This window comes from Finegoldia dalianensis (assembly GCF_046255015.1).
GTDB classification, from domain to species: Bacteria; Bacillota; Clostridia; order Tissierellales; family Peptoniphilaceae; genus Finegoldia; species Finegoldia magna.
Map to the genome: position 1 here is coordinate 34,773 of NZ_JBDLBQ010000008.1, position 24,739 is coordinate 59,511.

A 24,739-nucleotide genomic window follows, 5' to 3' on the forward strand; every position below is an offset into this window, starting at 1 on the left:
TGAGGGATATGAGATGAGTTATCATTTGGATATTCCTTGAATATTAAATTCGATAATTTCGTTCGTTGAATATTCATTTATTAACGAATCGAAAATCACATATAAATATTAAATGAGGGGGAACTGAAATGATTAAGAATAACAGAAAATATTTAGATTTTGCAAAGAAAACATCTCTTGGTTTGAACACAAACATGTCATCAATGACATTCGCAAGTGTCGATCATTTTAACGAAAGATTCTCTCCATTGTTTGGATCAAGAAGAATCTTCAAGAACAGAAAAAACGCATAGGGGGTAAAATTTATGAGAAAAAATAATATTAGAAAAAGTTCACAAATTAGTTTTAACACAAGTATGGCGAGCATGAATTTTGCTCAAGCGGATAACTTTTACGAAAGAATGACACCATTATTTGGTTCAAGAAAATTAAAGAAAAACAAAAAACAAGCGTAATAACTAAACAAATTAAACAAATAGTAACATCTTAAAAGAGTAATAAACAATTAATAAGGGGGAAAATAATATGTTCACAAAAACAACACAAAAACAAATTAGAAATTTCGGTAAAAACTGTACAGTAAGCTTAAGCTCAAACATGGCAAGTATGAACTTTGCACAAATGAATGACTTCTACGAAAGAGTTAATCCTCTTTTCAATACTGAAAGAAAATCAAGAAAGAGCAAAAAACAAGCTTAATTAAACAATTCAATTCCAGATTAAGATAATTGAGAAAATCCAATCTGTTAACGTATCAAATTTATTTGACGTTTAAATATGAAATCCAACTTCATGTAGAAGTTGGATTTTTTTGTTTATAGATTTTTGGATAAAATGTCACAGATTCTTTCAGATGCGTGGCCATCTCCGTAAGGGTTTGTGGCTTCACTCATTTTGTCGTATTCATTTTTGTCAGAAAGAAGTGTGGTCATTTCGTTGTAGATGTCTTCTTCACAAAGTCCAGTTAATTTTAATGTCCCTGCCTCTACCCCTTCAGGTCTTTCTGTTGTATCTCTCATTACTAAAACAGGTTTGCCAAGTGCTGGGGCTTCTTCTTGAATTCCACCTGAATCTGTCATTACGAAGAATGATTGTTTCATGAAGTTGTGAAAATCAACTACATTCAACGGCTCAATTAGTTTGATTCTAGGGTGATTGTCAAATACTTCGTTTGCGATTTCTCGTACTTTTGGATTCAAATGTATCGGATAAATGACATATATATCTTCGTTTTCGTTGACAACTCTTTTGATTGCTCTGAAGGAATTCTTCATGGATTCTCCCAAGTTTTCCCTTCTATGCATTGTTAGAAGAATCATCTTTTTACCTTCGATCAAATTTTCGTTAGAATAATTGTCACGTACTGTTGTTTGAAGTGCATCTATTACTGTGTTTCCCGTTACGAAAACTTTGGATTCATCTTTGTTTTCTCGTAGCAGATTATCCCTTGCAGTTGTAGTTGGTGCGAAGTGGAAATCTGCCAACGATCCTATGGCTTGTCTGTTAAATTCTTCTGGATATGGAGAGTATTTGTTGTAAGTTCTAAGTCCAGCTTCCACATGACCTACTGGTATTCTCAAATAAAATGCTGCAAGTCCTGCAACAAAACTTGTAGAAGTGTCTCCATGAACCAAAACAATGTCTGGTTTTTCTTCTTCTAGTATAGATTTTATTTTGTCTAAAATAGTTGTGGTAACATCGAACAAGCTTTGTCCTTTTTTCATGATAGACAAGTTGTAGTCTTCTTTGATTTCGAAAACATCCAATACTTGTCGTAGCATTTCTTTGTGTTGTCCAGTTACAAGCACGCAAACTTCGAATTCGTCTCTTTTTTTGAGTTCTTTTACAAGTGGACACATTTTAATCGCTTCTGGTCTTGTCCCAAAAACCACCATTACTTTTTTCATTTTTTACCTCTTTTTAAAAAAGGCGCTGCAAATTTAGCGCCCTTTGATTTGTTTTATAATTTGTAGAAATTGTATTTGTTATCAACATCGATGTTTCTTGTATCAAGTACAACTTTGTCTTTTAATACATCCATGTTTTCTCTGATTTCGTCGTGACCAATCATCACGATTACAAAATCAACATCGTCTAAGAATTTGTTCAAATCGTGGTATTGATTTTCCACAACTTCTCTTTTCACCATTGGATCGTAAACTTTTAGTCCATCTCCCAAATGTTCTTTTTGGTGTTGTAACAATTGAAGTGTTGGAGATTCTCTGACATCGTCTACGTTTTCTTTGTAAGTCAATCCGTAAATACCAACTCTTGAAAAATCTTTTAAGTTGTTTTCTTGCATAATATTGTAGGCACGTTTAAGAACGTATTCTGGCATTGAATCGTTGATTTGACGAGCTTTGTAGATTATTTCAGTAAGAAGTGGATAATCTCCAACTAAAAACCATGGGTCAACTGAAATACAATGTCCGCCTACACCAGGTCCTGGTGAAAGAATGTTAACTCTTGGGTGTTTGTTGGAAATTCTGATAACTTCGTTGACATCAAGTCCACCTTGGCGGCAAATCTTAGCCAATTCATTCGCAAATGCAATGTTGATGTCTCTGAATGTATTTTCAACAACCTTTGTCATTTCAGCTGTTTTTATATTAGTTAGATTGATTTCACCTTTGCAGAAAGTTGAGTACACTTCCCTAACTTTTTCTCCGTATTTTGGATCGTCAGCGCCAATTGTTCTAGCATTGTGTTCCAATTCGTAAACCATGTTTCCTGGAATAATTCTTTCTGGAGCGTGAACCAAGTTTAATTTCTTGCCTGATTTTTCGATATATTCTTCTACAACAGGTCTAACGTAAGTGTCGATAGCTCCCGGTGAAACTGTTGATTCAACAACTATAATCGCATCTTCTTCTGCAGGTTCCAACACTGATTCTACAGCTTTTACTACATAAGAACAATCCAATTTCTTAGATACAGGATCGTATGGAGTTGGTGCTGTAATAATATAGAAAGAAGTGGACACTGGTTTTAATGAAAAAGTGATGTCTGAATTCAAAGCTTTTTCGAAAAGCTCATCCATTCCTTTTTCTTCGAAAGTTAATTCTTTATGCTTTAATTTGTCAATTACTTCTTCTTTAATATCTGTTCCAACTACCTTGTTGCCTGATGTTGATAGCATCAACGCTGTAGGTAGACCTATGTAACCTAAACCAATTACATTAATCATAATATTCTCTCCTTTAAAATAAATTTTCTATTCTATTTAATAATCTTTCGTTATTTTTTTGTGGATTTAATTCTGATTGCATCTTTCTGCAGTTTTCTTGAAGCGCGTGGTAGAATGATTGGTCATCTCTAAGTTTGAGCAAAACATTTCTCATTTCCTCATCTGATTCGTGATCAACCGCAACTCCCACATTCCATTCGTTCACAACCTCCGACAAATAAGTGTCTCTTGCGACAATTATAGGAAGCTCTGCGTGAATGGATTCGTATAATTTGTTCGGAAGTGCAATCCTAACATTTTTCATCGACGCATCGTAAACTGAGAATATGCAGTCGCATTTTGAATAAAGCTCTGCAATCTCATCGTCATAGTAAAATTTGCCACGATATTCAATGAAATCTTTCGTTTCAGCAAGTTCTTTGAAGTAAGTTCCACTCTCGAAACCCGCCATCATCAAATTCATTCCCAAACCGTCCATAGCTTTCGTAAGCTTTTTCAATTCGTTCAAATATCTTAGCCCACCAATGTATCCTACAGTGAAAGTATCGTGTTGGTTTTTCACCCTTAACTTATCATAATCCTTGAATAATTCCAAATTTGGAATGTTAGGCATGAACACCAAATTATCCTTGCTGTATTTCCCTTCAAAATGTTCCCAGAATTTCATACTAGTAACAATCATCAAATCCACGAATGAAAGCATATTGTTCTCTCTTTTTTTTAAGACAGAAGACACAATATTCATCGGGAAATTCTTCTTGTCATCAGTCAAATATCTGTGAATATCCGGTACTTCGTATATAATCTTAACCTTGTTGTCGTTATTTTTCTTGTATTTTGTAGCTATCTCTAGCATATCATAACTTTGAACGTGAATTAAATCCGGTTTAATTCTCTCCAATATTTTATAAGCTTTTTGTGAGAATTTGTAAGTTGGAATAAGTCTTTTCATAGGGTTACTGTTGTCAGCATCTATGTTGATTATTTCCTTCTTGCAAAAGTCACGCTTGAAATCATATTTTTCATCTCCACCTTTGTCCCAACAAATAGCATACAAATCGAACTTTTCTTTTACAAGATCCATTCTCTTTATTAGTCTAGGTGGTGGAGTTGTATTAATCAAAAAAGTGTATTTTTTTTGATTTGATTTTTCCATTTTTCATCATCCTATTAATATATTTAACAGTTAAAATTATATCACAACTTCATTAAATTTGCTCATGTTTTCTGTAATCTTTAGAATTTCTTAGGGATTGAATAAAAAAATCCTACCTGCAAAAATAGCGAGTAGGATAATTGAATTAAAAGTTTTTCATTTCTTTTGTTAATTGTTCGATGGCTTTGTTGGATTGATCTTTCTGTATATAGGCTGTGAAATATTTTGTGTGTAAAATTATGTTACAATTATCTGAGCTTTCATATTTTAGTAAAAAAAAGTATATTTTTTAAAAATCAAAAGAATATCAGCTCACAACCTATCAGGAGGAGCTGATACACAAAACTTTTCACATACCCAATTTGTATTTTAAAAAATTTTGTATGCCATTTACTTCTAATATTTGAGATCTTAAATTTTTAAACAAAATATTCTATTATTTCTCCACAACAAATTCTAGCTGTTTCAGTTTGCCGTTTTCAATAATATAATTCTTGTGCGCAATTTTTTCAAATTCTTTATCATGACTAACAACAATTATAGTTTTCCCCAGTTTGTTTAGTTTTACAAGTGTATCAATTACAATCTTTTTGTTTTCACTATCTAACGATCCTGTCGGTTCGTCTGCTAACATTATTTCGTATGGCTTAACCATATTTCTCGCAAGAGCTACTCTTTGCTGCTCTCCACCTGATAATTCAAATATTTTTGATTTAAGCTTGTCTTCTATTCCCATATTCATAAGAGCTTTTTTTATAATTGATTTTTTATCTGTACTTCTACTGTATTTTACTGCCAAATTCAAATTTTCTTGAACTGTCATATTATCAACTAAAGCAAAGTTTTGAAAAAGATATGCTATTTTATACCTTCGTAAAAGTTCAGATTCTTTTCCATTTCTAATTGGATTATGTTTAGAAAAGCAAATCAATTCCCCTTCATCATATTCTTCTAGCGTTCCGATTATATTTAATAGCGTTGTCTTGCCACCACCACTTTTCCCAAAAATGCAAATAAAATCTCCTTGATAAATGTCAAGATTAATATTTTCTAATATTTTATGGTTCCCATATTTTTTCGATATGTTTTTCAATGATATTTGAGGTTTATCAATATTCATTTAATTACCTTCCTTTATCTTTGTCACTAAACTTTTTTCGTTCTTTTTTACGTTAATAATTTCATACATGAAACAAATAATAATGCTAATAATTGACATTATTAGACAAATTAATAATTTTCTTAAATTCCATCCATCTCTTGGTTCAAAAAATCCAAAACTTCTAAAATATATCGTAAAAAGTATTATCATAAAACAAATGCTAACACTTACGATAAATCCAACTATAATCTGAATTAATTTAGATTTATGGATAGATTTAAAACCATATCCCAGCAATCTAGAAACGTAGATTTTTTGTCCGTAATTATAAAAATATGATTCTCCATCTATTTTTATCGTTACAAACAATACTAAAACCGATAGTAAAAACCCTAAAAGATAAATAATAGTTTCCGTCTTATACATTTCTATTTTTTCAATGACTTCATCATAAACGCTTGTAACGTAAAGTATATAAGGAGACGATCCTGTTTTTTGAATAACTGGTTTTAAATATTCATAGCATTTAGTAGGATTTGAAATATAAGGATGAAACTTCCCGTTAACCAATGATGGTAGTTTAATCTCTCCAGTAGGCACTAATTCTTTTCCATTAACCATAATCAAAGCATAATTCAATATATCTGGATTATTTATTTTTTGCTGACTATCAAATGTAAAAACATGCTGCTTTTCCTTAATTTTAATATACTTCTCACTGACATTGTCTTGTTTAGTCGTACAATTAAGCACATGTGATTTTCTTATATTTTGCCTATCATTATCAGTTATTGAAATGTTTTCAGGTACAAATATAATCCATTCATTAGAATTAGGCGTATATTTAGCTAATGGTTTGTCTTTTTCATCAACTAAGTTATTTAGTTCAAGGTAATTTTTGTTGATATAAGCATACCTTCCCATAAAAACCTGATTATTTAAGTATTCATCATCATTTACATATTGGATATTTGGTGCGAAAAATAGTATTGCCCCTTTAGAATCTAATTCATCCCATAAATTATTTAATTTAGGTACTACTATTTTTTCAAATTTATCATCATTTTCAACATAAGTCCACGGCCATGCACAAGCTATATTAGCATAATTCTTTGATTTCTCCCATGCATCAAAATATGAAGTAGAAGTAACATAATCGCTTAATCCAAACACAGTTACAACAAATAGATATAGGACAACAGAAAATGAAATAACTTTAAAAATCACAGGACTTATTTTATATCTTTTTTTGTAGCCTTTTAACCACGAAATGGTGCTGACATTCTTAACTCTAAAGTAAAGCATAAAAAAATAAAATAATATCAAAGAAAATCCTATTACTCCAAGTAATAAGAATATTTGTTTGATAGATATTAAAAATCCGATCATTGAGTCTGGATTAGTCAAATAAAATAAAACTCCAAACATTCCTATCCATGAAATTAATATAGGAATTGCTAACAAATCCACAGCCTTTTTATAGCAAAATTTCAGTTCATTATGACCCAATAAAGAAATTATCGATATTTCCTTAGAAAGTGATGAATTATAAATTACAAAACTAAATAATAGAGCAAAAATAATTACTAAAATAAGCATTACGTATAATATGGCTTGTTTTTGAGTAACTTCACTAGCAACCGAAAAAGATTTATCAACAATTGCATCAATTCCCAAATCTTGTCTGCTATTTAATTCATTCATAAATTCCAAAACATCAGAAGGCGATCCTTTAATATGATAATCTCCGTTAAACGTATAATCGTTAATCTTAGAATAATCAATAAAATCAATTTTTTTGCTAGTCAAAAGGCTATTCTTAGTTACATTTTTGAACTTATTAATACCATTATCATCTTCAACGATATCAATATTCTTAAATGATTTCTTAAACCACCTAGCATCATCAAGGTAAATAAATATATTTATTTTTTGTTTTTCTTTTAATGAGTTTTTGGGTATGTAGACTTCTTTTATGAAACTAATTTTATTTTTCTTCGCAATTTTCTGAATTTCAATGATATTATTTCCAATATTTTGTGGCTTGGTAGTTATATTTACGGTAGTATTAAATTCTCTTATAAAAAACTCCATAAAACGTGAATCTTTACTATAGAAAAATCCTAATTCTACAACAAAAATCAATAAAAATGTTAATAAGCCTATTATTTTTTTCATAACCTATTCCCTTCTATGTCTTATCAATAAAAAACTAACCTTATTAATATCATTATAGGTTAGTCTTGAAAATAAGAGATTAAGTTTTCTTGTATTAATTCTTGCTTTTTTCTTTCTTTTTAATATACGGGAATAATTACATTTGCAATTACCCAATTATCTTTATTGCACAAATCAAATTTTCCATTCAAATGTGTCACAATATCATTTACAATTGTAAGTCCAACTCCAGATCCATTGTTTTTTATGCGATTTCGTGACATATCTCCGCGATAAAATTTATTTTTCACCAATTTCCAATCTACGTTTAAATTATTTTCGATTTCATTTTTAACCGTCAAATTTAATGATTTATCCTTTATCTCAACTTCAACAATTATGGTCGTACCCTTTTTTGAGTATTTGGTCGCGTTCGATACCAAATTATCCAAAATCCTCACGAGTAATTCAGGGTCTGTATTAATTTCTTTGCCGGAAGCATTTGCAAATCTAATATCCAAATCGTTATCGTTCACCAGTGTTTTTCTTTCTTCTTCCCATTGTTTTAAAAATAGTCCTGCATCAAACTTTTTGATGTTAATTGGAATTTCATTTAAATTGAATTTCAAATAGGAGAAGAAATCCTCGCTCAAACTATTTAATGATTTTACATTTTCGTAGATAACTTTTATGAACTTTTTTTGTTGCTCATAAGTTAAATTATCTTCATCGTAAAGCAAAGTAGAATAACCCAATAAATTTGATAGTGGAGTTTTGATATCGTGTGCCAAATATGTCAGCAAATCTGTTTTTTCCTTATATGCTAGTTCATAATTATTTTCCATCTCTAAAATGAGTTTTCTAATATTGATGAAATCCAATCTTTCGTTAGATAAAGATTCGTGGAATTCTCCAATAGTAGGGACTTCGCCTTTAATATATTTAATTCCAGATTCAAAATACTCGCGATATTTTTCGAATTCTTTATTCTGAATATAAAAGCATCCGATAATTATGAAGATTACCCCTAGCATAATAAAAAAATAATGACCAAATCCAAAATAAATCTTATATATTGGACTTAACTCGGCTTCTGTATCGATATTATAAATTATCAAACTATCTATCAATTGATGAAAAGCAAATGTAATAAAAATTCCAACAGCTATCCATAAGCATTGATACAGAATAATTCTTTTAATATATGAATTTTCTTTACGCATTAATCTTATACCCCACTCCCCAAATTGTTTTTATTATGGAACTTATTCCATATTTTTCAAATTTACTTCGTATTCTTCTTATATGCACCATGACAGGATTTACCTCAGTTGACAGTACTTCATCTTTCCAAATTTTGTAATGTATTTCGTCCATATTATGTACATCATCCGGTTTTTCCATCAATATCCACAAAATGTCGAATTCTTTAGGCGTTAAAGTTATTTCTATTTCATTGTAAAAGCTTTTATGCGTTTTTTTATTTAATCGCAAATTTCCTACAACAAGTTCGTCAAATTCATGTTCGTCATTATTTAATGATTTTACAGAAGAAAATTCATAACTTCTTCTAAGATTTGACTTAATCCTAGCTACTAATTCTGTTGGCTCAAAAGGTTTTATGATATAGTCATCTGCACCCATATTTAAACCTTGTACTTTATGAATCGAATCTTCCAGAGCAGTTAGCATAATTATTGGAATTGTGGATTTTTCTCGTATTTGTTTGCATATCTCAAACCCATTTATATCCGGAAGCAATAAGTCCAATAATATTAAATCATAGTGATTTCGATTAAAACTTTCAACCGCTTTTTTACCTGTATGAAAAGTTTCTATCTCCCATCCTTCTGGAATCAAATACATCCTAATTAATTCTGATAAATCAATATCATCTTCAACTACCATAATTTTCATATTTTCTCTCTTCCTTAAATCTTATATTGTTATATTTCATTGTGTTCAACCAGTTTTTTATCTTCAATGAACAAAATCCTATCTGAAATTCTTTGTGCTTGATCAGTGTTATGTGTTGAAATTATGATGGTGTAGTTTTGTGACAAGTTTTTCAACAGATTTTCTATTGCCAATGTGTTTTGCAAATCCAATGATGAGCAAGGCTCATCAAATATCAATATTTTAGGATTTGTTGTGAGCATTCTGGCTATGCAAAGTCTTTGTTTTTGTCCTCCAGATAGTTTGTTGGCATTCATTTTCAGATTGTCTTTTAATTCTTCGTACAAGTTTACGCTCTTGAGTATTTGTTCTATTTTTGTATTTTTGTCGTAATTTTTGCCTAAAAAATATTCCAATGTATATGTGAGATTTTTTTCGATAGACATGTCAAACACTGTGGAATCTTGAAATAGCATTGAGATTTGTCTTCTCAAATCGATTAGTTTGTATTGTGAGATGTCTGTGCCATCGAATAATATTTCTCCCGAATATTGTCCGCCATTTTCTGTCAAAAACCTATTTAAACACGATAAAAATGTCGATTTACCAGTTCCAGAATTTCCCATTATGCTGATTATTTCGTTTTCTTCAACGGTCAAATTCACATTTCTCAATATATTTTTTTCTTTGTAGGATATTTCTAGGTTATTTATTTGTAATATGCTCAACTATTTTACCTCCTGAAAATACTAGCACCACATAAGCTAGTATGTGTAGAATTATCAATATCATTATAAGCACCAATGCCGTTGCGTACGCTTTTTCGATTGCGATTGATTGGCTAAGTAGCATGTGCAAATGAAAAGGCAGCGCTGTTACTGGTTTGAACAATCCAACGGAATTATTCATGAACACCGCTCCTGTGAGTAGAAGTGGTGCTGTCGCTCCTATCGCATAACTTCCTGCCAATAGTGAAATCGTGATGATATTTCTAGAAATCATTGGCATTACTAGTTTTCTTATCATATATGTCTTGTCAATTCCAAGTGAAAAGCTGTCTTTGATTGTGTTTTTATTGATTTCCATGATGGATTTTTCGATGTTCACTTCTACAAATGGAAACACAATCAACGAAAGTGCGATTGATGCTGTGAGTAAACTTTTGGATATGTTAAGTGTTACTATGAAAAATCCATACACAAACATACCAATTATTATGGAAGGAATGGATGCGATGCATTGTATTATTAGCGAAATCACTGATTTCAAGATTTCTGATTTGCAATAAAAAACTCTGTAAATCGCGCAAAAAACACCCAATAATGTGGAAATTCCCATTGATATTATCATCAACCAAAAAGATCCAATTATGCTGGATTTTATTCCACCCGTAGTTCCTAATGGAAGTCCTTGAGGATTTTGTGTCAGAAACTCCATATTAACAGACGATATCCCTTTTGATATTAAAAAATAAAAAATCTTGAACACGAAGAAAAACACTACTGCAAATGATAAGTACACCCACAATTTAATCAAAAAATCCTTAAACTTCGTCATAATTATCAGTCCTTTTTCTAGTCACAAAAAGTATTACATCAAGTATAATTACGAAAACCAAAAGCACGAATGAACTTGCATAAAGCGCATGATAGTGCAAACTTCCCGCTTCACTCATTCCCACTTCCAGCGCAATTAATGAAGCGATAGTCTCTGCTTTCGAGAAAAATTTCGGAAATATCGGCGCGTTTCCTATCACCATCATCACTGCCATCGTCTCTCCTATCGCTCTTGAAAATGCAAGTACGAAACCACTGAATGCACTTCTTAGACTTTGTTTGAGTACGATTTTTCTGATGAAATATTCCTTGCTAATTCCAAAACAGTCCGATTGTCTTTTGTATTTTTGTTTAATCTTTTCAAAAGTTTCAGTCAACACTTCCACAAAATACGGCAAAATCATTATGGATAATATGACACTTCCTGCAACGACTGATTCTCCAGCTGCCATTTTAAAACTCTTCTCGAAAAATTTCACGATTACAAACAATCCGAAAAACCCGTAAATAATCGAAGGAATTCCCGCAAGAATTCTGATTATCCAACTCACCAAAGTTTTCACTTTTTCATTCGTGTAAAACACAATCATTAGTGACAATCCGTAGCTAATTGGAAACGAAAATACGCACGCCAACAACGCAATGTAAAAACTTGCAAGAATTATATTGAAAGCTCCGAAACTTCCATCCATCGAATCCCACAAATTCCCGAACAAAAACTTATTCACACTGTATTGTTTAAAAAAAGGAAGTGATTCTTTGAACATAAATCCAATTAAAATCGCCAATATAGCTATGGAAAAGAAGGCAAATGCATACACCAAAGTTTGAAATATTTTGTTTTTTGTTCTCATAACTACCCCTCAACTTTGTTATTATGTACAAAAAGCAAAGTGATATCACTTTGCTTTTGAATTTATTTGTTAGGAATGAATCCCATATCTTTGATAGTTTGCTTTCCTTCTTTTGAATTTAAATAATCGATGAAAAGTTGTTCTGTTTTTGTCAAATCGCCACTCTTCATAATTATTAAAGGTCTTGAAATGTAATATTTTTTGTTCAGAATATTTTCTTCAGTAGGTTCAACTCCATCAACTTTCAAAGGAATTAGTTTGCCTTTATTTTGATTTGCAATACCATAAGATGCGTATCCTATTGCATTTGGATTTTCGATAATCTTAGAAACCAAAGCTCCCATTGTTGGTGCTTGGATTGCATCTTGTCTAACTTTTACATCTTTCATAACTTTCTTTTGGAATACTTCGTGTGCACCACCGCTCAAATCACGAGTTACAACTACGATATCTTCTTGTGGAAGTGATGGATCAACATCGCTCCATTTTTTGTATTCACCAGAGAAAATCTTTACAATTTCTTCCTTAGTTAAGTTACCTTGTTTTGCTGCAATTACGTTATTTTTAGGATTAACAGAAAGTGTCAATGCGTCTAATCCCAAGTTGTATTCCTTGTAATCTTTAACTTTTTCTTTTTCCTTGTCTTTTACTTCACGTGCTAACATTCCGAAGTTTGCAACGTTGTCCAACACAGCCTTGACCCCTGCACCAGATCCACCAGCAGACACATAAATTGTTATATTCTTGTCTGGCAACGAAGAATCAACCTTATCCCAAGTTACGTTTTTTTCAATAAATGTAGTTGAAATCTTACTGATAACAGGTGCTAAAGTGGATGAACCGCTAAAGCTTATTTCGTAATTTTCCTTTGCTTTTGAATCTTCTTTTGATTCTTTCGATTCAGTTTTTTCTTCTGTTTTTTCATTAGAATTAGTCTTATCAGAATTATTGGCACAACCTGTGAATCCTATCGCCATAACCATCATTAAAACTAATAATTTGTAAAGCTTTTTCATATTACCCTCCTAAATTTTATAGTTATATTATATCACATAGACTTTATTTTTATTTATATGAAAACGCTATAAATCCACCCTCATTTATTGTAATATCCTATAATTAAGATTTTGTACGTCGTATTTGATAAGATTATATTAACAAGGCAATGCAAATTGTCTAAAAAATAGGAGGTAATTTATGGATAGTAAAGAAGTATTGGCTCAACAATCAAAATTATTTAGAGAAAATTTGCCAGGAGTAACTGAAAATTTCTCAGATTTATGTGGTACTGTTTTTAAAGACGGAAAATTATCTTTGAAGGAAAAAGAATTGATAGCTCTTGCAATTGCAATTACTGTAAAATGCGAAGGATGTATCGTTCATCACACTACAGGTTGCGTAGAAGCAGGATGTACAATGGAAGAAATTTCAGAAATGATTGGTGTATGTGTTGCTATGGGTGGCGGCCCATCAAAAACTTTCGCTGGAAAGGCATTACAATTAGCTGAAGAATTATTAAAATAATTACGATTGACTAGCTGCAAGCTATTTGCAGCTAGTTTTTTTTTGGTGGAAATTTTTCTGGATTTGGAATATGATTATGTTAAAAGGGGGAGTTTATGAACGCGGATTACACGAAGAAAATGATAATGGAAAATTTAATCAATCTTCTAAACAGGATGCCTCTGAATAAAATTACGGTGGGAAAACTAGCTGAAGAATGTGGAATCAACAGAAACACTATTTATTATCATTTCAAAGATTTGAATCAAATCATAGACACGATTTTTGAGATAAGATTGAAAAGAGTGTTGAATGAATCGGATAATATTTCTTGGGAGGATAGTTTTATCGAAGAAATGCAGTTTGCTATTGATAACAAAACCGCGATTTTCCACATTTACAATTCTATTTCCAGAAAAACTCTGTCTGATTATTTGTACACTAAATCAGGACAAATTATGAGAACTTACGTAGAAAATGTGGACAAGGAGATTCATGCGAAGAAGGATGACAAGGAGATTATTATTAAATTCTTCCAAAGTGCGATTACGGATTTAATTATCAGATGGCTGAATTCGGGAATGGATGAGGATATCGAAGAGAAGATTAAAAGGATAGGATTTTTATTAAAAGATACCGTTAAATCTTCATTAACTAGGAGTAAAATGAGTTAATTTGTTAGATTTTTTGTCATTTTTGTTAGAATTTTAGGCAAATATGTAGTTTTGTCCAAAGACTTTGATTAACGTTTGAGATAGAATGAAGTTAAGATATATATCTAATAGGATAGTTCTAAAAATTTTAATATATGAAAAGGTGGTTATATGAAAATTCTAGAAGCTGGAAAAAGATATGGATTTGATAAGGTATTCGATTACGTTGCAAAGGATCCTCAAAAAAGAGGAGTACAATTAGTCGAATGGGCAGAAAACCTTTCTCACGGAGATTTTTCGCCTCAAATTAAAATTATAAGGGAAGTTTTTGAAGACGAAAATCACCCTTACCATAGTTTTGTGATGAAAATTTTCCAAGAAGTTGACAAAAAACAAATAAAAAAAGTAGCGTATAACTTTTTTATGAATGCGTCTGTTTTGGGATGGCAAACTCAACAAAAATACAGAGAAGAATACAATTGTAATATCCCATGGGCAATTTTGTTGGATCCTACATCTGCATGTAACTTAAAATGTACTGGATGTTGGGCTGCTGAATACGGCTACAAACAAAATTTAAGCTATGATGAGATTGATTCTATAATCACTCAAGGAAAAGAATTGGGAACTTATATGTACATATACACAGGCGGTGAGCCTCTTGTGCGTAAAGATGATTTGATTAAATTGTGTGAAAAACACAACGACTGTGTATTCTTATCATTTACTAATGCAACTTTAATTGACGAAGATTTCGTAGACGAAATGCAAAGAGTTGGCAATTTCATTCCTGCGATTTCACTTGAAGGTTTTGAAGAAGCAACTGACGGTAGACGTGGAGAAGGTGTTTATAAAAAAGTAATCAAAGCAATGAAGATGCTACAAGAACGTCATTTGATTTACGGTATTTCTTGTTGCTATACTTCACAAAACTTTGATTCAATTACAAGCGAAGAATACTACGATTACCTAATAGAGTTAGGGGCGTATTTTGTATGGTACTTCCACTATATGCCAGTTGGAAATGCTGCTGTAACTGATTTACTACCTACTCCTGAACAAAGAAAACAAACTATCGAAAGACTAAGAAAATACAGAGCTGAAAAACCATTATTCGCATTGGATTTCCAAAACGATGCTGAATATGTTGGTGGCTGTATTGCAGGTGGAAGAAGATATCTTCACATTAATGCATCCGGCGATGTAGAACCTTGTGTTTTCATTCACTACAGCGATTCTAATATCAGGGAAAAATCTTTGTTGGATTGTTTGAGAGCTCCCCTATTTACAAAATATCACGACGGTCAACCATTCAACGATAATATGTTGATGCCTTGCCCAATGCTTGAAAATCCAAACGAACTTAGAGAAATGGTTCATAGCACTGATGCAAAATCTACTGATTTGGAATCTAAGCAAACTGTAGATTCACTTTGTGGTAACTGCGATGAATATGCGAAAAACTGGGAATCTGAAGCAGAAGAAATCTGGGACAAGAGTCCTAAGAAGGAAAGATTCAAAGGTTCATATCACACAATGAATCGCCAAGAAACAATGAAATCAAAATAATTTCAATGAGCAGCTTTTAATAAGCTGCTTTTTGTATGCCAAATTTTTTTGAATAAAAAATATTTAACTGGGTATAATTTTGTAAGAGGTGTAATATGAGATTTATTGAAAAAAGTACGATTTATTTGGCTGGTGGATGTTTTTGGGGAGTGGAAGCTTATTTCAAAAAATTACAAGGCGTCATTGACACTGACACAGGCTATGCAAATGGCGAAGGAACAGACACCGACTACAGAAAAGTTAAACAAACTCATCACGCAGAAACAGTGAGAATTGTCTATGATAAAAACAGGTTGGATTTGGCTGAAATTTTACTTCATTATTTCAGAATTATCAATCCAATTTCTGTGAATAAGCAAGGAAACGATGTTGGCGAACAATACAGAACGGGAATTTTCTACGAAGATGAAAAAGATTTGGAAATAATAAATTCCGTTGTGAATTACATTCAATCAAAATACGATGAAAAGCTCACTGTTTTGGTTGAAAAATTAGAAAATTTTGTGTTGGCAGAAGATTATCACCAAGATTATTTGGACAAAAATCCTGGTGGATATTGTCACATCAATCTGAATGCTTTTGATGAGGATTTGGATACGACTGAATACAAGAAAATGTCCGATGAAGAATTGAAACAAAATCTCTCTGATGTGAGCTACAGAGTTACTCAAAACGAAGCGACTGAACGCCCTCACACATCTTCTTATAATGATTTTGATGAAAGAGGAATCTACGTCGACATCGTAAGTGGTGAGCCATTATTTTCTTCTAAGGACAAATACGATGCGGGCTGTGGTTGGCCATCATTTACGAAAACTATTACGTCAAGTTCTGTAAATTATTCCGATGATCACAAATTATCCAGAGTTAGAACTGAAGTTAGAAGCAAACACGCTGACAGTCATTTGGGTCATGTTTTTGACGATGGTCCTAGTGAAAAAGGCGGTCTTAGGTATTGCATCAACGGTGCAAGTTTGAGATTTGTCCCATTAGAAAAAATGGAAGAAGAAGGATATTCACAATATATTCCGTTCGTATAAAAAAGAAAATCACAAGGAGGATTTCGTTCCTCCTTTTTTTTGTGTGCAAATTAATTTATTGGGCTTTTTAGGTGTTTACAAATCATACGAAAACTGGGATAATATATCTGAAATTAAATAAGAGGAGGAAAAAATGGATAAAAAGAAATCAAATTTACTTGCTAAATTAGCGTTATTAATAGTAGCTATCCTTTGGGGAAGTTCTTTGACTGTGGTTAAGCAATCTTCCAAAACATTCAATCCCAACTTTATTTTGGCTATAAGATTTACGTTGGCAGCTATTTTATTATCAATCATTTTCTGGAAGAGGCTTCGCCAAGCAAAATATGACGACATAAAAAACGGACTTTTGATAGGAATATTTTTGTTCATGGCGTATTCATCACAAACTTTGGGGGTAAAATTCGCAGATCCTGGTAGAAGCGGATTCTTATCTGCATCTTATTGCGTAATCGTTCCGTTTTTGGGTTGGATTGTATTCAAACAAAGACCAGACAGATACAATTTGTCGGCGGCGGCTTTGTGTATAACGGGAATATTTTTCATATCGCTTTCGGGATCGAGCGCTCACGTGGATAATCCGTTGGCATGGCTTGGAGATTTACTAGCTTTACTTAGCGGATTGTTGTTCGCATCGCACATCATCGCAGTAAGCGCCCTTGCAAGAGGTCGTGATCCTATCGTTATGACGATATTGCAATTTATAATGGCGGCTGTGTTATCTTGGATAACTACAATTGTAGTAGAAGACAATTCAAATCTTGTCGTAACTTCAAGATCTGTGATGGAATTATTGTACTTAGCTGTAATGTGTACTGCCGTTGCACTTTTACTTCAAAACATCGGACAAAAATACACAAACCCATCCACTGCTGCAATTATTTTGGGATTTGAATCAATATTCGGAATTTTAATTCCTGTACTTATCGGAATCGAATCATTGACAGTTTTCTCAGTAATCGGATTTGTATTCATATTCGCAGCAATTCTTGTCAGCGAGACAAAACTATCGTTCTTGAAAAAGAACACAATAACTGCACAATAAATAGTACTTTTTAAGTACCAATTAAAAAACAGATAGCTAATTACAGCTATCTGTCTTTGTTTTGGCGGAGAAAGTGGGATTCGAACCCACGTGGGAAATAATCCCAAACGCATTTCGAGTGCGCCCCGTTATGACCACTTCGATATTTCTCCAAATATAATAATATTATAGCACTTTTGTTGATTTAATCAAAAAATGTGTTTTTGTTTTATCTTTGATATAATAATATTGAAATATAATTGGAGGAAATATGAAAATAATAGGACTTACACCACTTTACGATGTGGCAGAAAACAGACTTTTTATGCTTAGAAAATACATTGAACTTATCGAAAGAAATGGAGCTTACGCAGTGATTCTTCCTTTCAATTCCGATAGGAAATTCCTGGAAGAAATCGTCGACAGATTGGACGGAATCGTGTTTACAGGAGGACTTGATGTAGCTCCATCATATTACAACGAAGACAAGATTTTGGAATGTGGAATTTCATCATATGTACGTGATGAATTGGAGTTTAATTTGATGGATATTTGCTACAAAAAGGACATTCCAACATTGGGAATTTGTCGCGGACTACAAATAATGAATGTGTATTTGGGCGGAACTTTGTATCAGGATTTGAAAAAACAAAAGGACATCTCCATCATTCACTCTCAAGACAAACCATACAATGATTTGGTTCACGAAGTTACAAATTATGGAATGTTCAAAGAAAAATTTGGCGACAGATTTTATGTGAATAGCCTTCATCATCAAGCAATCAAAGATGTGGCTGATGAATTAGAAGTATTGCAAAAATCTTCTGATGATATAGTGGAAGCGGCTTACGTTAATGACAAGAAGTTCTTCTTGGGAGTGCAATACCATCCCGAAATGGCGCTGGATACTTTGGCTCAAGGACACGAAATTGTCAAAATGTTTTTGGATTCAATAAAATAGATTCAATAAATTATGTAAACCTGTGATTGTCACAGGTTTTTTTGTTTTCCTAAAACTTAGGAACAAATCTTATCAGAATTTACGCTTATCGTTGACATAAGCTTGGTTGAAAATATTTCTGTCTATGTGAAGGAAATCCAATATTTCGTAGCTTTTTGGATATCTTCCTGAAAGCACAACTTTTCCATCTACAACTGTGATTGGAAGTTTCATTCCGTCATCAATTTTCTGTGAAATACCCTGCTGTTCGAACATTTCGGGATTCTTGTTTAATTTGAATCTGTCGACAACTACCTTCTTTGTTCTTAATTTCTCCAAGAAAAATGACAACATAACAGAATTTCTATTATCCATTTCATTTTCGAACAAATTATTCTCGTCTACTTTGTTCTCAAAAATCATCATTTTCATACTATCACCTATTATAATTATATCAGATAATAATGTGCTTTATTTGTGATAAAATAGTTGTAACAAATTCAAGGAGATTATCATGCAACTTTTAACTGAAACCCAAAGGAAAAATTATTTGGATATTTGGCACAGAGATAAGGGAATATCAAGTTCTGGACTTAAAGTAATCGCCTGTATATCCATGCTTATCAGTCACATTGTACAATGCAATATGCTTCAAAAATTCAACATTTATCCTACGATGACACTCACATCATCTGATTGGAGAGTCACAGTAGGAGCGTTATTGCTTTTTATCGGAAGAATTGCGTTTCCGATTTTCGCATTTCTGATTGTAAATGGAATGTTTCTAACTAGAAGCGTAGAAAAATACATAATAAGGTTGTTTTCCTTTGCGATTATTTCGGAAATTCCTTTTGATTTGGCGATTAGTGGTGAAATGTTTGATTTTTATCACCAAAATGTGTTCTTCACGTTGGCACTTTCTGCATGTCTTATATTTGTCGTAGAAAAAATCGATAAATTTGACCAATCAAATTTAGTAAAGGCGATTTTTAAGCTAATTTCCGTAGCCATATTCTGTGTAATTGCCAATTACTACCACACAGATTATTCTATGCTTGGAATTCTAGCGGTGTTCTTATTGTATTTGGGCTCATCTTCCAGAAGAAACACTTACATAGCGATATTGTTTGGCTATTTTTTCGAAGCGTATATGTATTTGTTCGTGTATTTGTCGATTCCTATCATTCACTTTTACAACGGCAAAAAAGGCAACATCAACAAATGGGCATTCTACATTTTCTATCCAGCCCATTTGTTATTGATAAGTTTCGTTCGTGATTTCATTTTATAGTTTGAATTTTAAGCTGAAATACATTAGAATTATATATTATACTTTTAATGGAGAATTTTATGAAAAAAACTAAAAAACAAAGTGAAATTTCGCTGGAATCTTTTGTGACAATCGCTGTCGTTTTCGGACTTTTCGGCTACATTGCAAAAGTTATGGGTCTTGGCAATATGTTCAATACTTTGATGAAAACAGCGCACGATTTGCTGCTTAACACTGTGTTTTTCATAATGGCAATCGCAGTTTTAACAGGTGCGTTGTCCAAGCTTCTAAGCGAATTTGGAGTTATTGCGCTAATCAACAAAATCATCAGTCCTATAATGAAACCACTTTACAATTTGCCTGGAGCGGCGGCGCTTGGAATATTGACGACGTTCTTGTCGGATAATCCGGCAATCATTGGACTTGCAAAGGACAAAGGATTTGCCAAATATTTCAAAAATTATCAGCTTCCTACGTTGTGCAATTTGGGAACATCGTTCGGGATGGGATTTATCGTGTGGACTTTTATGTCTTCACTTGGAAATGGTACGGAATTTTTCAAGGCGGCATCCCTTGGAGTTTTGGGAGCAGTCGTGGGTTCTGTGGTTTCCGTAAGAATTATGATGCATTTCACGAAAAAATTCTACGCCGATACTGATGAACAAGTGGAATTTGAAGAAGAACAAACGATCAAAGAAAAAGAAGATTTGACTTTGATGGAAAGAATTTTGAATTCAATGCTTGAGGGCGGAAAATCCGGTGTACAAGCTGGGATGGATATTATTCCTGGAGTAGTTGTGATTTGCACATTGGTTATGATACTCACATCAACTGGAACTGTTGAAAATGGAACCGTAATCTACACTGGAGCAGCCTACGAAGGAGTCGGTTTGATTCCAAAACTTGGAGCAGTTCTAAATCCCATTTTGAAACCATTGTTTGGGTTCACCTCATCAGAATGCATTGCATTTCCTCTTACAGCTTTGGGAAGTGTCGGAGCAGCGCTTGGACTCGTTCCAAAATTATTGGAGAAAAATTTAATCACTGGAAATGATATCGCAGTTTTCACAGCGCTTGGAATGTGCTGGTCAGGATATTTGTCCACACATGTTGGAATGATGGACACATTAAACGCCAGAAAACTCGCACCAAAAGCAATTCTGTCTCACACAATTGGAGGAATCGCAGCTGGAATCAGCGCACATTTCTTGTATTTATTGTTAGGATAAAAAAATCCAACTTTGCCTTGAAAAGTAAAGTTGGATTTGTTTTTTTATTTGATTAGTTTGGACAAAGTTTTAAACTCAGGACTTCCCGCCCTCTTCAAAATATCGAAAATCAACGTTTCAGAATTGATTACCAAACAGTCCATCTCTCTAAAATTTTGGATAGCATTCATTTTATTTTCAACACGTCTGCTTGTAACGCAATCTTCAAGCACAATCATTTTATATTCGTCAATCAAATCACGTATCGTTTGGTAGACACAAATGTGAGTTTCCGCTCCGACAACCACGATTTGTTTTCTTCCAGTTTTTTCGATTTCATTCATAACATCATCAAGCTTTGCAGTAAAATCTACCTTGTCGAACACCTTCGTTTCGTATTCTTTCAAACATTCTACAGTATCTCCAAGTCCTTTCGGATATTGACGTGTCGTAATCACAGGAATGTCGTAAATTCTTGCCATCTCCAACACAGCCTTCGTGTGATTAAGCACGTATTCATTGTCGTGAAGAACAGGCACCAATTTTTCTTGCAAATCAATCAACAAAATTATCATATCGTCTTTGTTCACATTAAACTTTTCCATATCTCACCTCAAAACTATCATACCATAAAAAAAGCACGCCACACAGCGCGCTTTGATTTAAATTGTCCAGCTTAGAATTCTTTTTTTGATTAGTTCAAATATTTGCATTACAACAACTAAAACTATAACCAAAAATATAAATCCTACCCAAGCATGATTAAACAATCCAAAATCAGTGTATTTTTTTACGAAAAATCCCATTCCGTATTTGGAGCCGTACATTTCTGCGTAAACTAACATTACAAATGTACTTCTCAACGAACTTACAAACCCTGCCAAGATTGAAGGACTTGCTGCTGGAAGAATAACTTTTACAAGTTTATCAAATCCTTTGATTTCTAACGTCTTCGCCTTGTCCAAATATCTTTTGTCAATTGTCATTATTCCAGTGATTGTCGCGAAAATCGTAGTCCACACCGTTCCATAAATTATCAAAAACAATGAAGCGGACCACAAATTTGGCGCTAACATCAACACAAATGGTGACAATAAAATCGATGGAATAACACTAAAAGCATATATTACAGGATGTAAAATTTCTCTTAACCTTTCGCTCATTCCCAGCAATGTTCCCAATCCTATCGCAATTATCAACGATAAAACGATGGACGGAATCATTAAACCGAATGATGAAAACATATTAATCAATAAAACTGATTTGTCTTCGTGAAATGCTTGAGCTATCGATTCTTTACTCGGAAAAAGGTATGGATTGACCATGTGATTATCTGTCAAAAATATATACACAACTATTAATGACACGAAAATCAACACAGTAATCCAATATTTTCGAATAAACTCCTTTACCTTATCCAAAACAAACCTCTATTTGTCGTTTTCTTCAAAGAATTTTTCTAAGCTTTCGTAGAATTTAGGATCTTCTTTTCCGTATTTTTCTTTAGTTTCTTCTAAAGCTTGTTTGTACAAATCTGTATTGATTTTGTCTTCAATGTTAATTGTTTTAGCTTTAGCATCTAAGAAATTAGTCTTGTCCAAAATATCCCAAGCTCTAATAACACCTTTTTTCAATGGGTCAATGTGAACATCATAGTGTTCGTCAAGCATGTAAGCTGCTACAAATGCATCGTCAGCTTTAATTTGTTTTGCTAACATATGAACAGCTTCTTGTTTGTTGCTTTCATAATATTGTTGTGCTCTGATTAAAGCTCTTAAAATAGCCTTAACAGTGTCTGGATTTTCGTTGATATATTTTGTCTTAGCTACCAATCTACAACAAGAATAGTTAGGCATTACATCACTTTGGTAAGTAACCACTTCAATGTCTTTCATGTTTTTAACTGCTTGGTTTTGTTGAGTTCCTAAAAGTGCGTAATCAACATCTCCTCTAACAACAGCTGCCATTGCATCATTGTATTTTGTGATTTGTACCCAATCAACTTCCTTCAATGGATCTTTTACTCCTGCATCCATCAATGCACCAGTAAATGCGTAGTATTGTGGATTGATTGCAGCTTTCTTACCAACTAAATCAGTTATTCCATTCCATTTAGTTCCTTTTTTAGCGATAACTGGCATTGCACCATTTAACATATGACCACCGAAAATTGTCAAATCTACACCAGCTGAAATTTGTTGAAGTGGATTTGAAGTACCGGCATTTGATACAACATCAACCTTGTCTGATGCTAAAAGAGATAACGCATCAGCATTTTCTGTAGCAAATACAGGTTCAATTTTGATTCCTTCGTCCTTGAAGAAACCTTTTTGTTCAGCTATAGTTACCAATACATTACCACTTGTTCCGTAATTCCATTTAACTACAGTTTCTTCCTTCTTATCATTAGAAGAAGAATCCTTTGAAGTTTCTTCCTTCTTTTCTTCTGTCTTATTTTGTGTTTCATTGTCTTTTTTATCGTTGTTATTAGAACATGAAGCAAATACTAAGCAACAAATAAGACTCATTACAATCAATAATTTCTTTTTCATAAGTACCCCCATAAAATTTTATTTAAATAAACTAAATCAATAGTCTACTATAATTTATTTGAAATATCCTCATTAATCTTTTTAATCAAAAGATTCCTAAGCTCAATAGTTTTCTTATCGTTGAATTGATTTTCCCTAGTCATAACAGTAGACTTATCCAACTTCAAATCAAAAATAATCTTGCTGGGAGATTGTCCCAAAACTACAATTCTGTTTGCCAACAAAATAGCCTCGTCAACATCATGCGTTACAAAAAACACGGTTTTCTTCTGATCTTCATTATTATATAGATTAATAATTAAATCCTGAAGATTCGCCCTAGTAACAGCATCAATAGCTCCAAATGGTTCATCCATCAAAAGCACTGGAGAATCAAGTGAAAAAGCTTGTGCAATCGCACACCTTTGTTGCATACCACCTGAAAGTTCCTTAGGAAGTTTGTAGTAAATATCTTCTTCCAAGCCAACACTTTTCAAAGCTTCCATTGCCATGTTTTTGATTTCAGACTTTGATTTGTCTGGATATTTTTGTTTCAATGCCAACGAGATATTATCACCAGCACTAAACCATGGAAATAATCCATAATCTTGAAATACTACAGCCCTATCAAGTCCTGCCTCTTTGATTTCTGTGTCATTTAATTTTATAGATCCATATGTAGGCATCTCCAAACCAGATAAAAGTCTAAGAAGAGTACTCTTGCCACATCCTGATTTTCCCAAAATGCACACAAATTCTCCAGAATCAACCTCTAAATTTAATCCTTCCAAAATCTTCCTAGAATTATTCTCGTAAGAAAATCCCAAATTTTCTACAGTAATATAACTCATTTAGCACCTGCTTGATAAATATTTTTCTATCTTATAAATTTACTTATCTAGTCTATCACGTTTCAATGATTTGTCATCTTTTCATAAAATCATTTATAAATCTAGCCTATAAATTATTTATCATTTCTATTTTATTAAAATACCTAAAATTGAAATTATTGCCACTAAATTCAGAATTTTACTTATATTTATAAATTAACTTCCTATTTTTCTAGGATTTTTCGCTATATTTTTCATCATTT

General features: G+C 32.6%; 27 protein-coding genes and 1 tRNA gene. 11 read left to right on the forward strand and 17 right to left on the reverse strand.

Features of this window, described 5'->3' with window-relative positions:
- Positions 1–128: 128 nt before the first annotated feature.
- The 3 genes from ABDJ34_RS08865 (at position 129) to ABDJ34_RS08875 (ending at position 699) form a co-directional block, all read left to right on the forward strand.
- The gene (locus ABDJ34_RS08865) at positions 129–293 is read left to right on the forward strand and encodes a hypothetical protein (protein ID WP_002835797.1); all 165 of its coding nucleotides are present in this window, start codon (positions 129–131) and stop codon (positions 291–293) included.
- Between the two features lie 12 nt (positions 294–305).
- Entirely contained in the window at positions 306–455 is a 150-nt protein-coding gene (locus tag ABDJ34_RS08870) for a hypothetical protein (protein ID WP_002835798.1), read from the forward strand.
- Positions 456–525: 70 nt separating this feature from the next.
- A complete protein-coding gene (locus ABDJ34_RS08875) occupies positions 526–699 on the forward strand; it encodes a hypothetical protein (RefSeq protein ID WP_002835799.1) in 174 nt (57 codons plus the stop codon).
- 116 nt (positions 700–815) lie between these two features.
- Here ABDJ34_RS08875 and wecB read toward each other — a convergent pair whose 3' ends face one another.
- From wecB to ABDJ34_RS08930, 11 genes are all read right to left on the reverse strand, one after another.
- Positions 816–1,907 carry a non-hydrolyzing UDP-N-acetylglucosamine 2-epimerase gene (gene wecB / locus ABDJ34_RS08880; protein WP_412702113.1) on the reverse strand — a complete coding sequence of 364 codons (1,092 nt, stop codon included), beginning with the start codon at positions 1,905–1,907 and terminating at the stop codon, positions 816–818.
- A 53-nt stretch (positions 1,908–1,960) separates the two neighbouring features.
- Complete coding sequence (locus ABDJ34_RS08885; protein ID WP_110058281.1) at positions 1,961–3,187, reverse strand: nucleotide sugar dehydrogenase; 1,227 nt, start codon at positions 3,185–3,187, stop codon at positions 1,961–1,963.
- A gap of 13 nt (positions 3,188–3,200) precedes the next feature.
- Complete coding sequence (locus ABDJ34_RS08890) at positions 3,201–4,343, reverse strand: glycosyltransferase (RefSeq protein ID WP_412702114.1); 1,143 nt, start codon at positions 4,341–4,343, stop codon at positions 3,201–3,203.
- Positions 4,344–4,779: 436 nt separating this feature from the next.
- A complete protein-coding gene (locus tag ABDJ34_RS08895; protein ID WP_412702115.1) occupies positions 4,780–5,463 on the reverse strand; it encodes an ATP-binding cassette domain-containing protein in 684 nt (227 codons plus the stop codon).
- A complete protein-coding gene (locus ABDJ34_RS08900; RefSeq protein ID WP_412702116.1) occupies positions 5,464–7,623 on the reverse strand; it encodes a hypothetical protein in 2,160 nt (719 codons plus the stop codon).
- Between the two features lie 119 nt (positions 7,624–7,742).
- Positions 7,743–8,825, reverse strand: a complete 1,083-nt coding sequence (locus ABDJ34_RS08905; protein WP_412702117.1) for a sensor histidine kinase — start codon at positions 8,823–8,825, stop codon at positions 7,743–7,745.
- Entirely contained in the window at positions 8,818–9,519 is a 702-nt protein-coding gene (locus ABDJ34_RS08910) for a response regulator transcription factor (protein WP_412702118.1), read from the reverse strand. Before ABDJ34_RS08910 ends, ABDJ34_RS08905 begins: the two co-directional genes overlap by 8 nt.
- A 29-nt stretch (positions 9,520–9,548) precedes the next feature.
- Positions 9,549–10,226, reverse strand: a complete 678-nt coding sequence (locus ABDJ34_RS08915) for a phosphate ABC transporter ATP-binding protein (RefSeq protein ID WP_412702119.1) — start codon at positions 10,224–10,226, stop codon at positions 9,549–9,551.
- Complete coding sequence (locus ABDJ34_RS08920; protein ID WP_412702120.1) at positions 10,204–11,055, reverse strand: PstA family ABC transporter permease; 852 nt, start codon at positions 11,053–11,055, stop codon at positions 10,204–10,206. Before ABDJ34_RS08920 ends, ABDJ34_RS08915 begins: the two co-directional genes overlap by 23 nt.
- Positions 11,042–11,908, reverse strand: coding sequence for a phosphate ABC transporter permease subunit PstC (pstC, locus tag ABDJ34_RS08925; protein WP_412702121.1), 867 nt, complete (start codon positions 11,906–11,908; stop codon positions 11,042–11,044). Before pstC ends, ABDJ34_RS08920 begins: the two co-directional genes overlap by 14 nt.
- 62 nt (positions 11,909–11,970) lie before the next feature.
- A complete protein-coding gene (locus ABDJ34_RS08930) occupies positions 11,971–12,924 on the reverse strand; it encodes a phosphate ABC transporter substrate-binding protein (RefSeq protein WP_412702122.1) in 954 nt (317 codons plus the stop codon).
- Between the two features lie 181 nt (positions 12,925–13,105).
- Here ABDJ34_RS08930 and ABDJ34_RS08935 point away from each other — a divergent pair, with 181 nt between their 5' ends.
- From ABDJ34_RS08935 to ABDJ34_RS08955, 5 genes are all read left to right on the forward strand, one after another.
- A complete protein-coding gene (locus ABDJ34_RS08935) occupies positions 13,106–13,432 on the forward strand; it encodes a carboxymuconolactone decarboxylase family protein (protein ID WP_094207977.1) in 327 nt (108 codons plus the stop codon).
- A gap of 95 nt (positions 13,433–13,527) precedes the next feature.
- Positions 13,528–14,085, forward strand: coding sequence for a TetR/AcrR family transcriptional regulator (locus ABDJ34_RS08940; protein WP_412702123.1), 558 nt, complete (start codon positions 13,528–13,530; stop codon positions 14,083–14,085).
- Between the two features lie 150 nt (positions 14,086–14,235).
- Positions 14,236–15,633: a radical SAM protein gene (locus tag ABDJ34_RS08945; protein ID WP_412702124.1), complete on the forward strand. Its 1,398-nt coding sequence runs from the start codon at positions 14,236–14,238 to the stop codon at positions 15,631–15,633.
- Between the two features lie 95 nt (positions 15,634–15,728).
- Entirely contained in the window at positions 15,729–16,673 is a 945-nt protein-coding gene (gene msrB, locus ABDJ34_RS08950) for a peptide-methionine (R)-S-oxide reductase MsrB (RefSeq protein WP_412702125.1), read from the forward strand.
- A gap of 133 nt (positions 16,674–16,806) precedes the next feature.
- On the forward strand, positions 16,807–17,718 hold the full coding sequence (locus tag ABDJ34_RS08955; RefSeq protein ID WP_412702126.1) for a DMT family transporter: 912 nt from the start codon (positions 16,807–16,809) through the stop codon (positions 17,716–17,718).
- A gap of 62 nt (positions 17,719–17,780) precedes the next feature.
- Here the strand turns inward: ABDJ34_RS08955 and ABDJ34_RS08960 are convergent.
- Positions 17,781–17,870, reverse strand: a tRNA-Ser gene (locus ABDJ34_RS08960).
- A gap of 98 nt (positions 17,871–17,968) precedes the next feature.
- Here ABDJ34_RS08960 and ABDJ34_RS08965 point away from each other — a divergent pair.
- Positions 17,969–18,658 (forward strand): gamma-glutamyl-gamma-aminobutyrate hydrolase family protein, encoded by a 690-nt coding sequence (locus ABDJ34_RS08965; RefSeq protein WP_412702127.1) that lies wholly within the window; start codon positions 17,969–17,971, stop codon positions 18,656–18,658.
- 72 nt (positions 18,659–18,730) lie between these two features.
- On the opposite strand, the gene ABDJ34_RS08970 is transcribed toward ABDJ34_RS08965, so the two are convergent.
- Positions 18,731–19,069 carry an arsenic metallochaperone ArsD family protein gene (locus ABDJ34_RS08970; RefSeq protein WP_412702128.1) on the reverse strand — a complete coding sequence of 113 codons (339 nt, stop codon included), beginning with the start codon at positions 19,067–19,069 and terminating at the stop codon, positions 18,731–18,733.
- 82 nt (positions 19,070–19,151) lie between these two features.
- Here ABDJ34_RS08970 and ABDJ34_RS08975 point away from each other — a divergent pair, with 82 nt between their 5' ends.
- Both ABDJ34_RS08975 and ABDJ34_RS08980 read left to right on the forward strand, forming a co-directional pair.
- A complete protein-coding gene (locus tag ABDJ34_RS08975; protein ID WP_412702129.1) occupies positions 19,152–19,928 on the forward strand; it encodes a TraX family protein in 777 nt (258 codons plus the stop codon).
- 59 nt (positions 19,929–19,987) lie between these two features.
- Positions 19,988–21,136 (forward strand): CD0519/CD1768 family membrane protein, encoded by a 1,149-nt coding sequence (locus ABDJ34_RS08980; RefSeq protein ID WP_412702130.1) that lies wholly within the window; start codon positions 19,988–19,990, stop codon positions 21,134–21,136.
- 44 nt (positions 21,137–21,180) lie between these two features.
- Here the strand turns inward: ABDJ34_RS08980 and ABDJ34_RS08985 are convergent, their stop codons facing one another.
- From ABDJ34_RS08985 to ABDJ34_RS09000, 4 genes are read right to left on the reverse strand one after another with little or no spacing between them, the layout of a single operon-like run.
- The gene (locus ABDJ34_RS08985; RefSeq protein ID WP_110058264.1) at positions 21,181–21,720 is read right to left on the reverse strand and encodes an isochorismatase family protein; all 540 of its coding nucleotides are present in this window, start codon (positions 21,718–21,720) and stop codon (positions 21,181–21,183) included.
- A gap of 57 nt (positions 21,721–21,777) precedes the next feature.
- On the reverse strand, positions 21,778–22,536 hold the full coding sequence (locus ABDJ34_RS08990; RefSeq protein ID WP_094205122.1) for an ABC transporter permease: 759 nt from the start codon (positions 22,534–22,536) through the stop codon (positions 21,778–21,780).
- 9 nt (positions 22,537–22,545) lie between these two features.
- Complete coding sequence (locus ABDJ34_RS08995) at positions 22,546–23,667, reverse strand: ABC transporter substrate-binding protein (protein WP_154272905.1); 1,122 nt, start codon at positions 23,665–23,667, stop codon at positions 22,546–22,548.
- Positions 23,668–23,714: 47 nt separating this feature from the next.
- The gene (locus tag ABDJ34_RS09000) at positions 23,715–24,497 is read right to left on the reverse strand and encodes an ABC transporter ATP-binding protein (RefSeq protein WP_094203206.1); all 783 of its coding nucleotides are present in this window, start codon (positions 24,495–24,497) and stop codon (positions 23,715–23,717) included.
- Between the last annotated feature and the right edge of the window lie 242 nt (positions 24,498–24,739).

Bases quoted from the DNA above. Each gene is read 5' to 3' on its own strand.
- ABDJ34_RS08865 (WP_002835797.1), top strand. From the start codon at position 129: ATGATTAAGAATAACAGAAAATATTTAGATTTTGCAAAGAAAACATCT.
- ABDJ34_RS08870 (WP_002835798.1), top strand. From the start codon at position 306: ATGAGAAAAAATAATATTAGAAAAAGTTCACAAATTAGTTTTAACACA.
- ABDJ34_RS08875 (WP_002835799.1), top strand. From the start codon at position 526: ATGTTCACAAAAACAACACAAAAACAAATTAGAAATTTCGGTAAAAAC.
- wecB (WP_412702113.1), bottom strand. From the start codon at position 1,907: ATGAAAAAAGTAATGGTGGTTTTTGGGACAAGACCAGAAGCGATTAAA.
- ABDJ34_RS08885 (WP_110058281.1), bottom strand. From the start codon at position 3,187: ATGATTAATGTAATTGGTTTAGGTTACATAGGTCTACCTACAGCGTTG.
- ABDJ34_RS08890 (WP_412702114.1), bottom strand. From the start codon at position 4,343: ATGGAAAAATCAAATCAAAAAAAATACACTTTTTTGATTAATACAACT.
- ABDJ34_RS08895 (WP_412702115.1), bottom strand. From the start codon at position 5,463: ATGAATATTGATAAACCTCAAATATCATTGAAAAACATATCGAAAAAA.
- ABDJ34_RS08900 (WP_412702116.1), bottom strand. From the start codon at position 7,623: ATGAAAAAAATAATAGGCTTATTAACATTTTTATTGATTTTTGTTGTA.
- ABDJ34_RS08905 (WP_412702117.1), bottom strand. From the start codon at position 8,825: ATGCGTAAAGAAAATTCATATATTAAAAGAATTATTCTGTATCAATGC.
- ABDJ34_RS08910 (WP_412702118.1), bottom strand. From the start codon at position 9,519: ATGAAAATTATGGTAGTTGAAGATGATATTGATTTATCAGAATTAATT.
- ABDJ34_RS08920 (WP_412702120.1), bottom strand. From the start codon at position 11,055: ATGACGAAGTTTAAGGATTTTTTGATTAAATTGTGGGTGTACTTATCA.
- pstC (WP_412702121.1), bottom strand. From the start codon at position 11,908: ATGAGAACAAAAAACAAAATATTTCAAACTTTGGTGTATGCATTTGCC.
- ABDJ34_RS08930 (WP_412702122.1), bottom strand. From the start codon at position 12,924: ATGAAAAAGCTTTACAAATTATTAGTTTTAATGATGGTTATGGCGATA.
- ABDJ34_RS08935 (WP_094207977.1), top strand. From the start codon at position 13,106: ATGGATAGTAAAGAAGTATTGGCTCAACAATCAAAATTATTTAGAGAA.
- ABDJ34_RS08940 (WP_412702123.1), top strand. From the start codon at position 13,528: ATGAACGCGGATTACACGAAGAAAATGATAATGGAAAATTTAATCAAT.
- ABDJ34_RS08945 (WP_412702124.1), top strand. From the start codon at position 14,236: ATGAAAATTCTAGAAGCTGGAAAAAGATATGGATTTGATAAGGTATTC.
- msrB (WP_412702125.1), top strand. From the start codon at position 15,729: ATGAGATTTATTGAAAAAAGTACGATTTATTTGGCTGGTGGATGTTTT.
- ABDJ34_RS08955 (WP_412702126.1), top strand. From the start codon at position 16,807: ATGGATAAAAAGAAATCAAATTTACTTGCTAAATTAGCGTTATTAATA.
- ABDJ34_RS08965 (WP_412702127.1), top strand. From the start codon at position 17,969: ATGAAAATAATAGGACTTACACCACTTTACGATGTGGCAGAAAACAGA.
- ABDJ34_RS08970 (WP_412702128.1), bottom strand. From the start codon at position 19,069: ATGAAAATGATGATTTTTGAGAACAAAGTAGACGAGAATAATTTGTTC.
- ABDJ34_RS08975 (WP_412702129.1), top strand. From the start codon at position 19,152: ATGCAACTTTTAACTGAAACCCAAAGGAAAAATTATTTGGATATTTGG.
- ABDJ34_RS08980 (WP_412702130.1), top strand. From the start codon at position 19,988: ATGAAAAAAACTAAAAAACAAAGTGAAATTTCGCTGGAATCTTTTGTG.
- ABDJ34_RS08985 (WP_110058264.1), bottom strand. From the start codon at position 21,720: ATGGAAAAGTTTAATGTGAACAAAGACGATATGATAATTTTGTTGATT.
- ABDJ34_RS08995 (WP_154272905.1), bottom strand. From the start codon at position 23,667: ATGAAAAAGAAATTATTGATTGTAATGAGTCTTATTTGTTGCTTAGTA.
- ABDJ34_RS09000 (WP_094203206.1), bottom strand. From the start codon at position 24,497: ATGAGTTATATTACTGTAGAAAATTTGGGATTTTCTTACGAGAATAAT.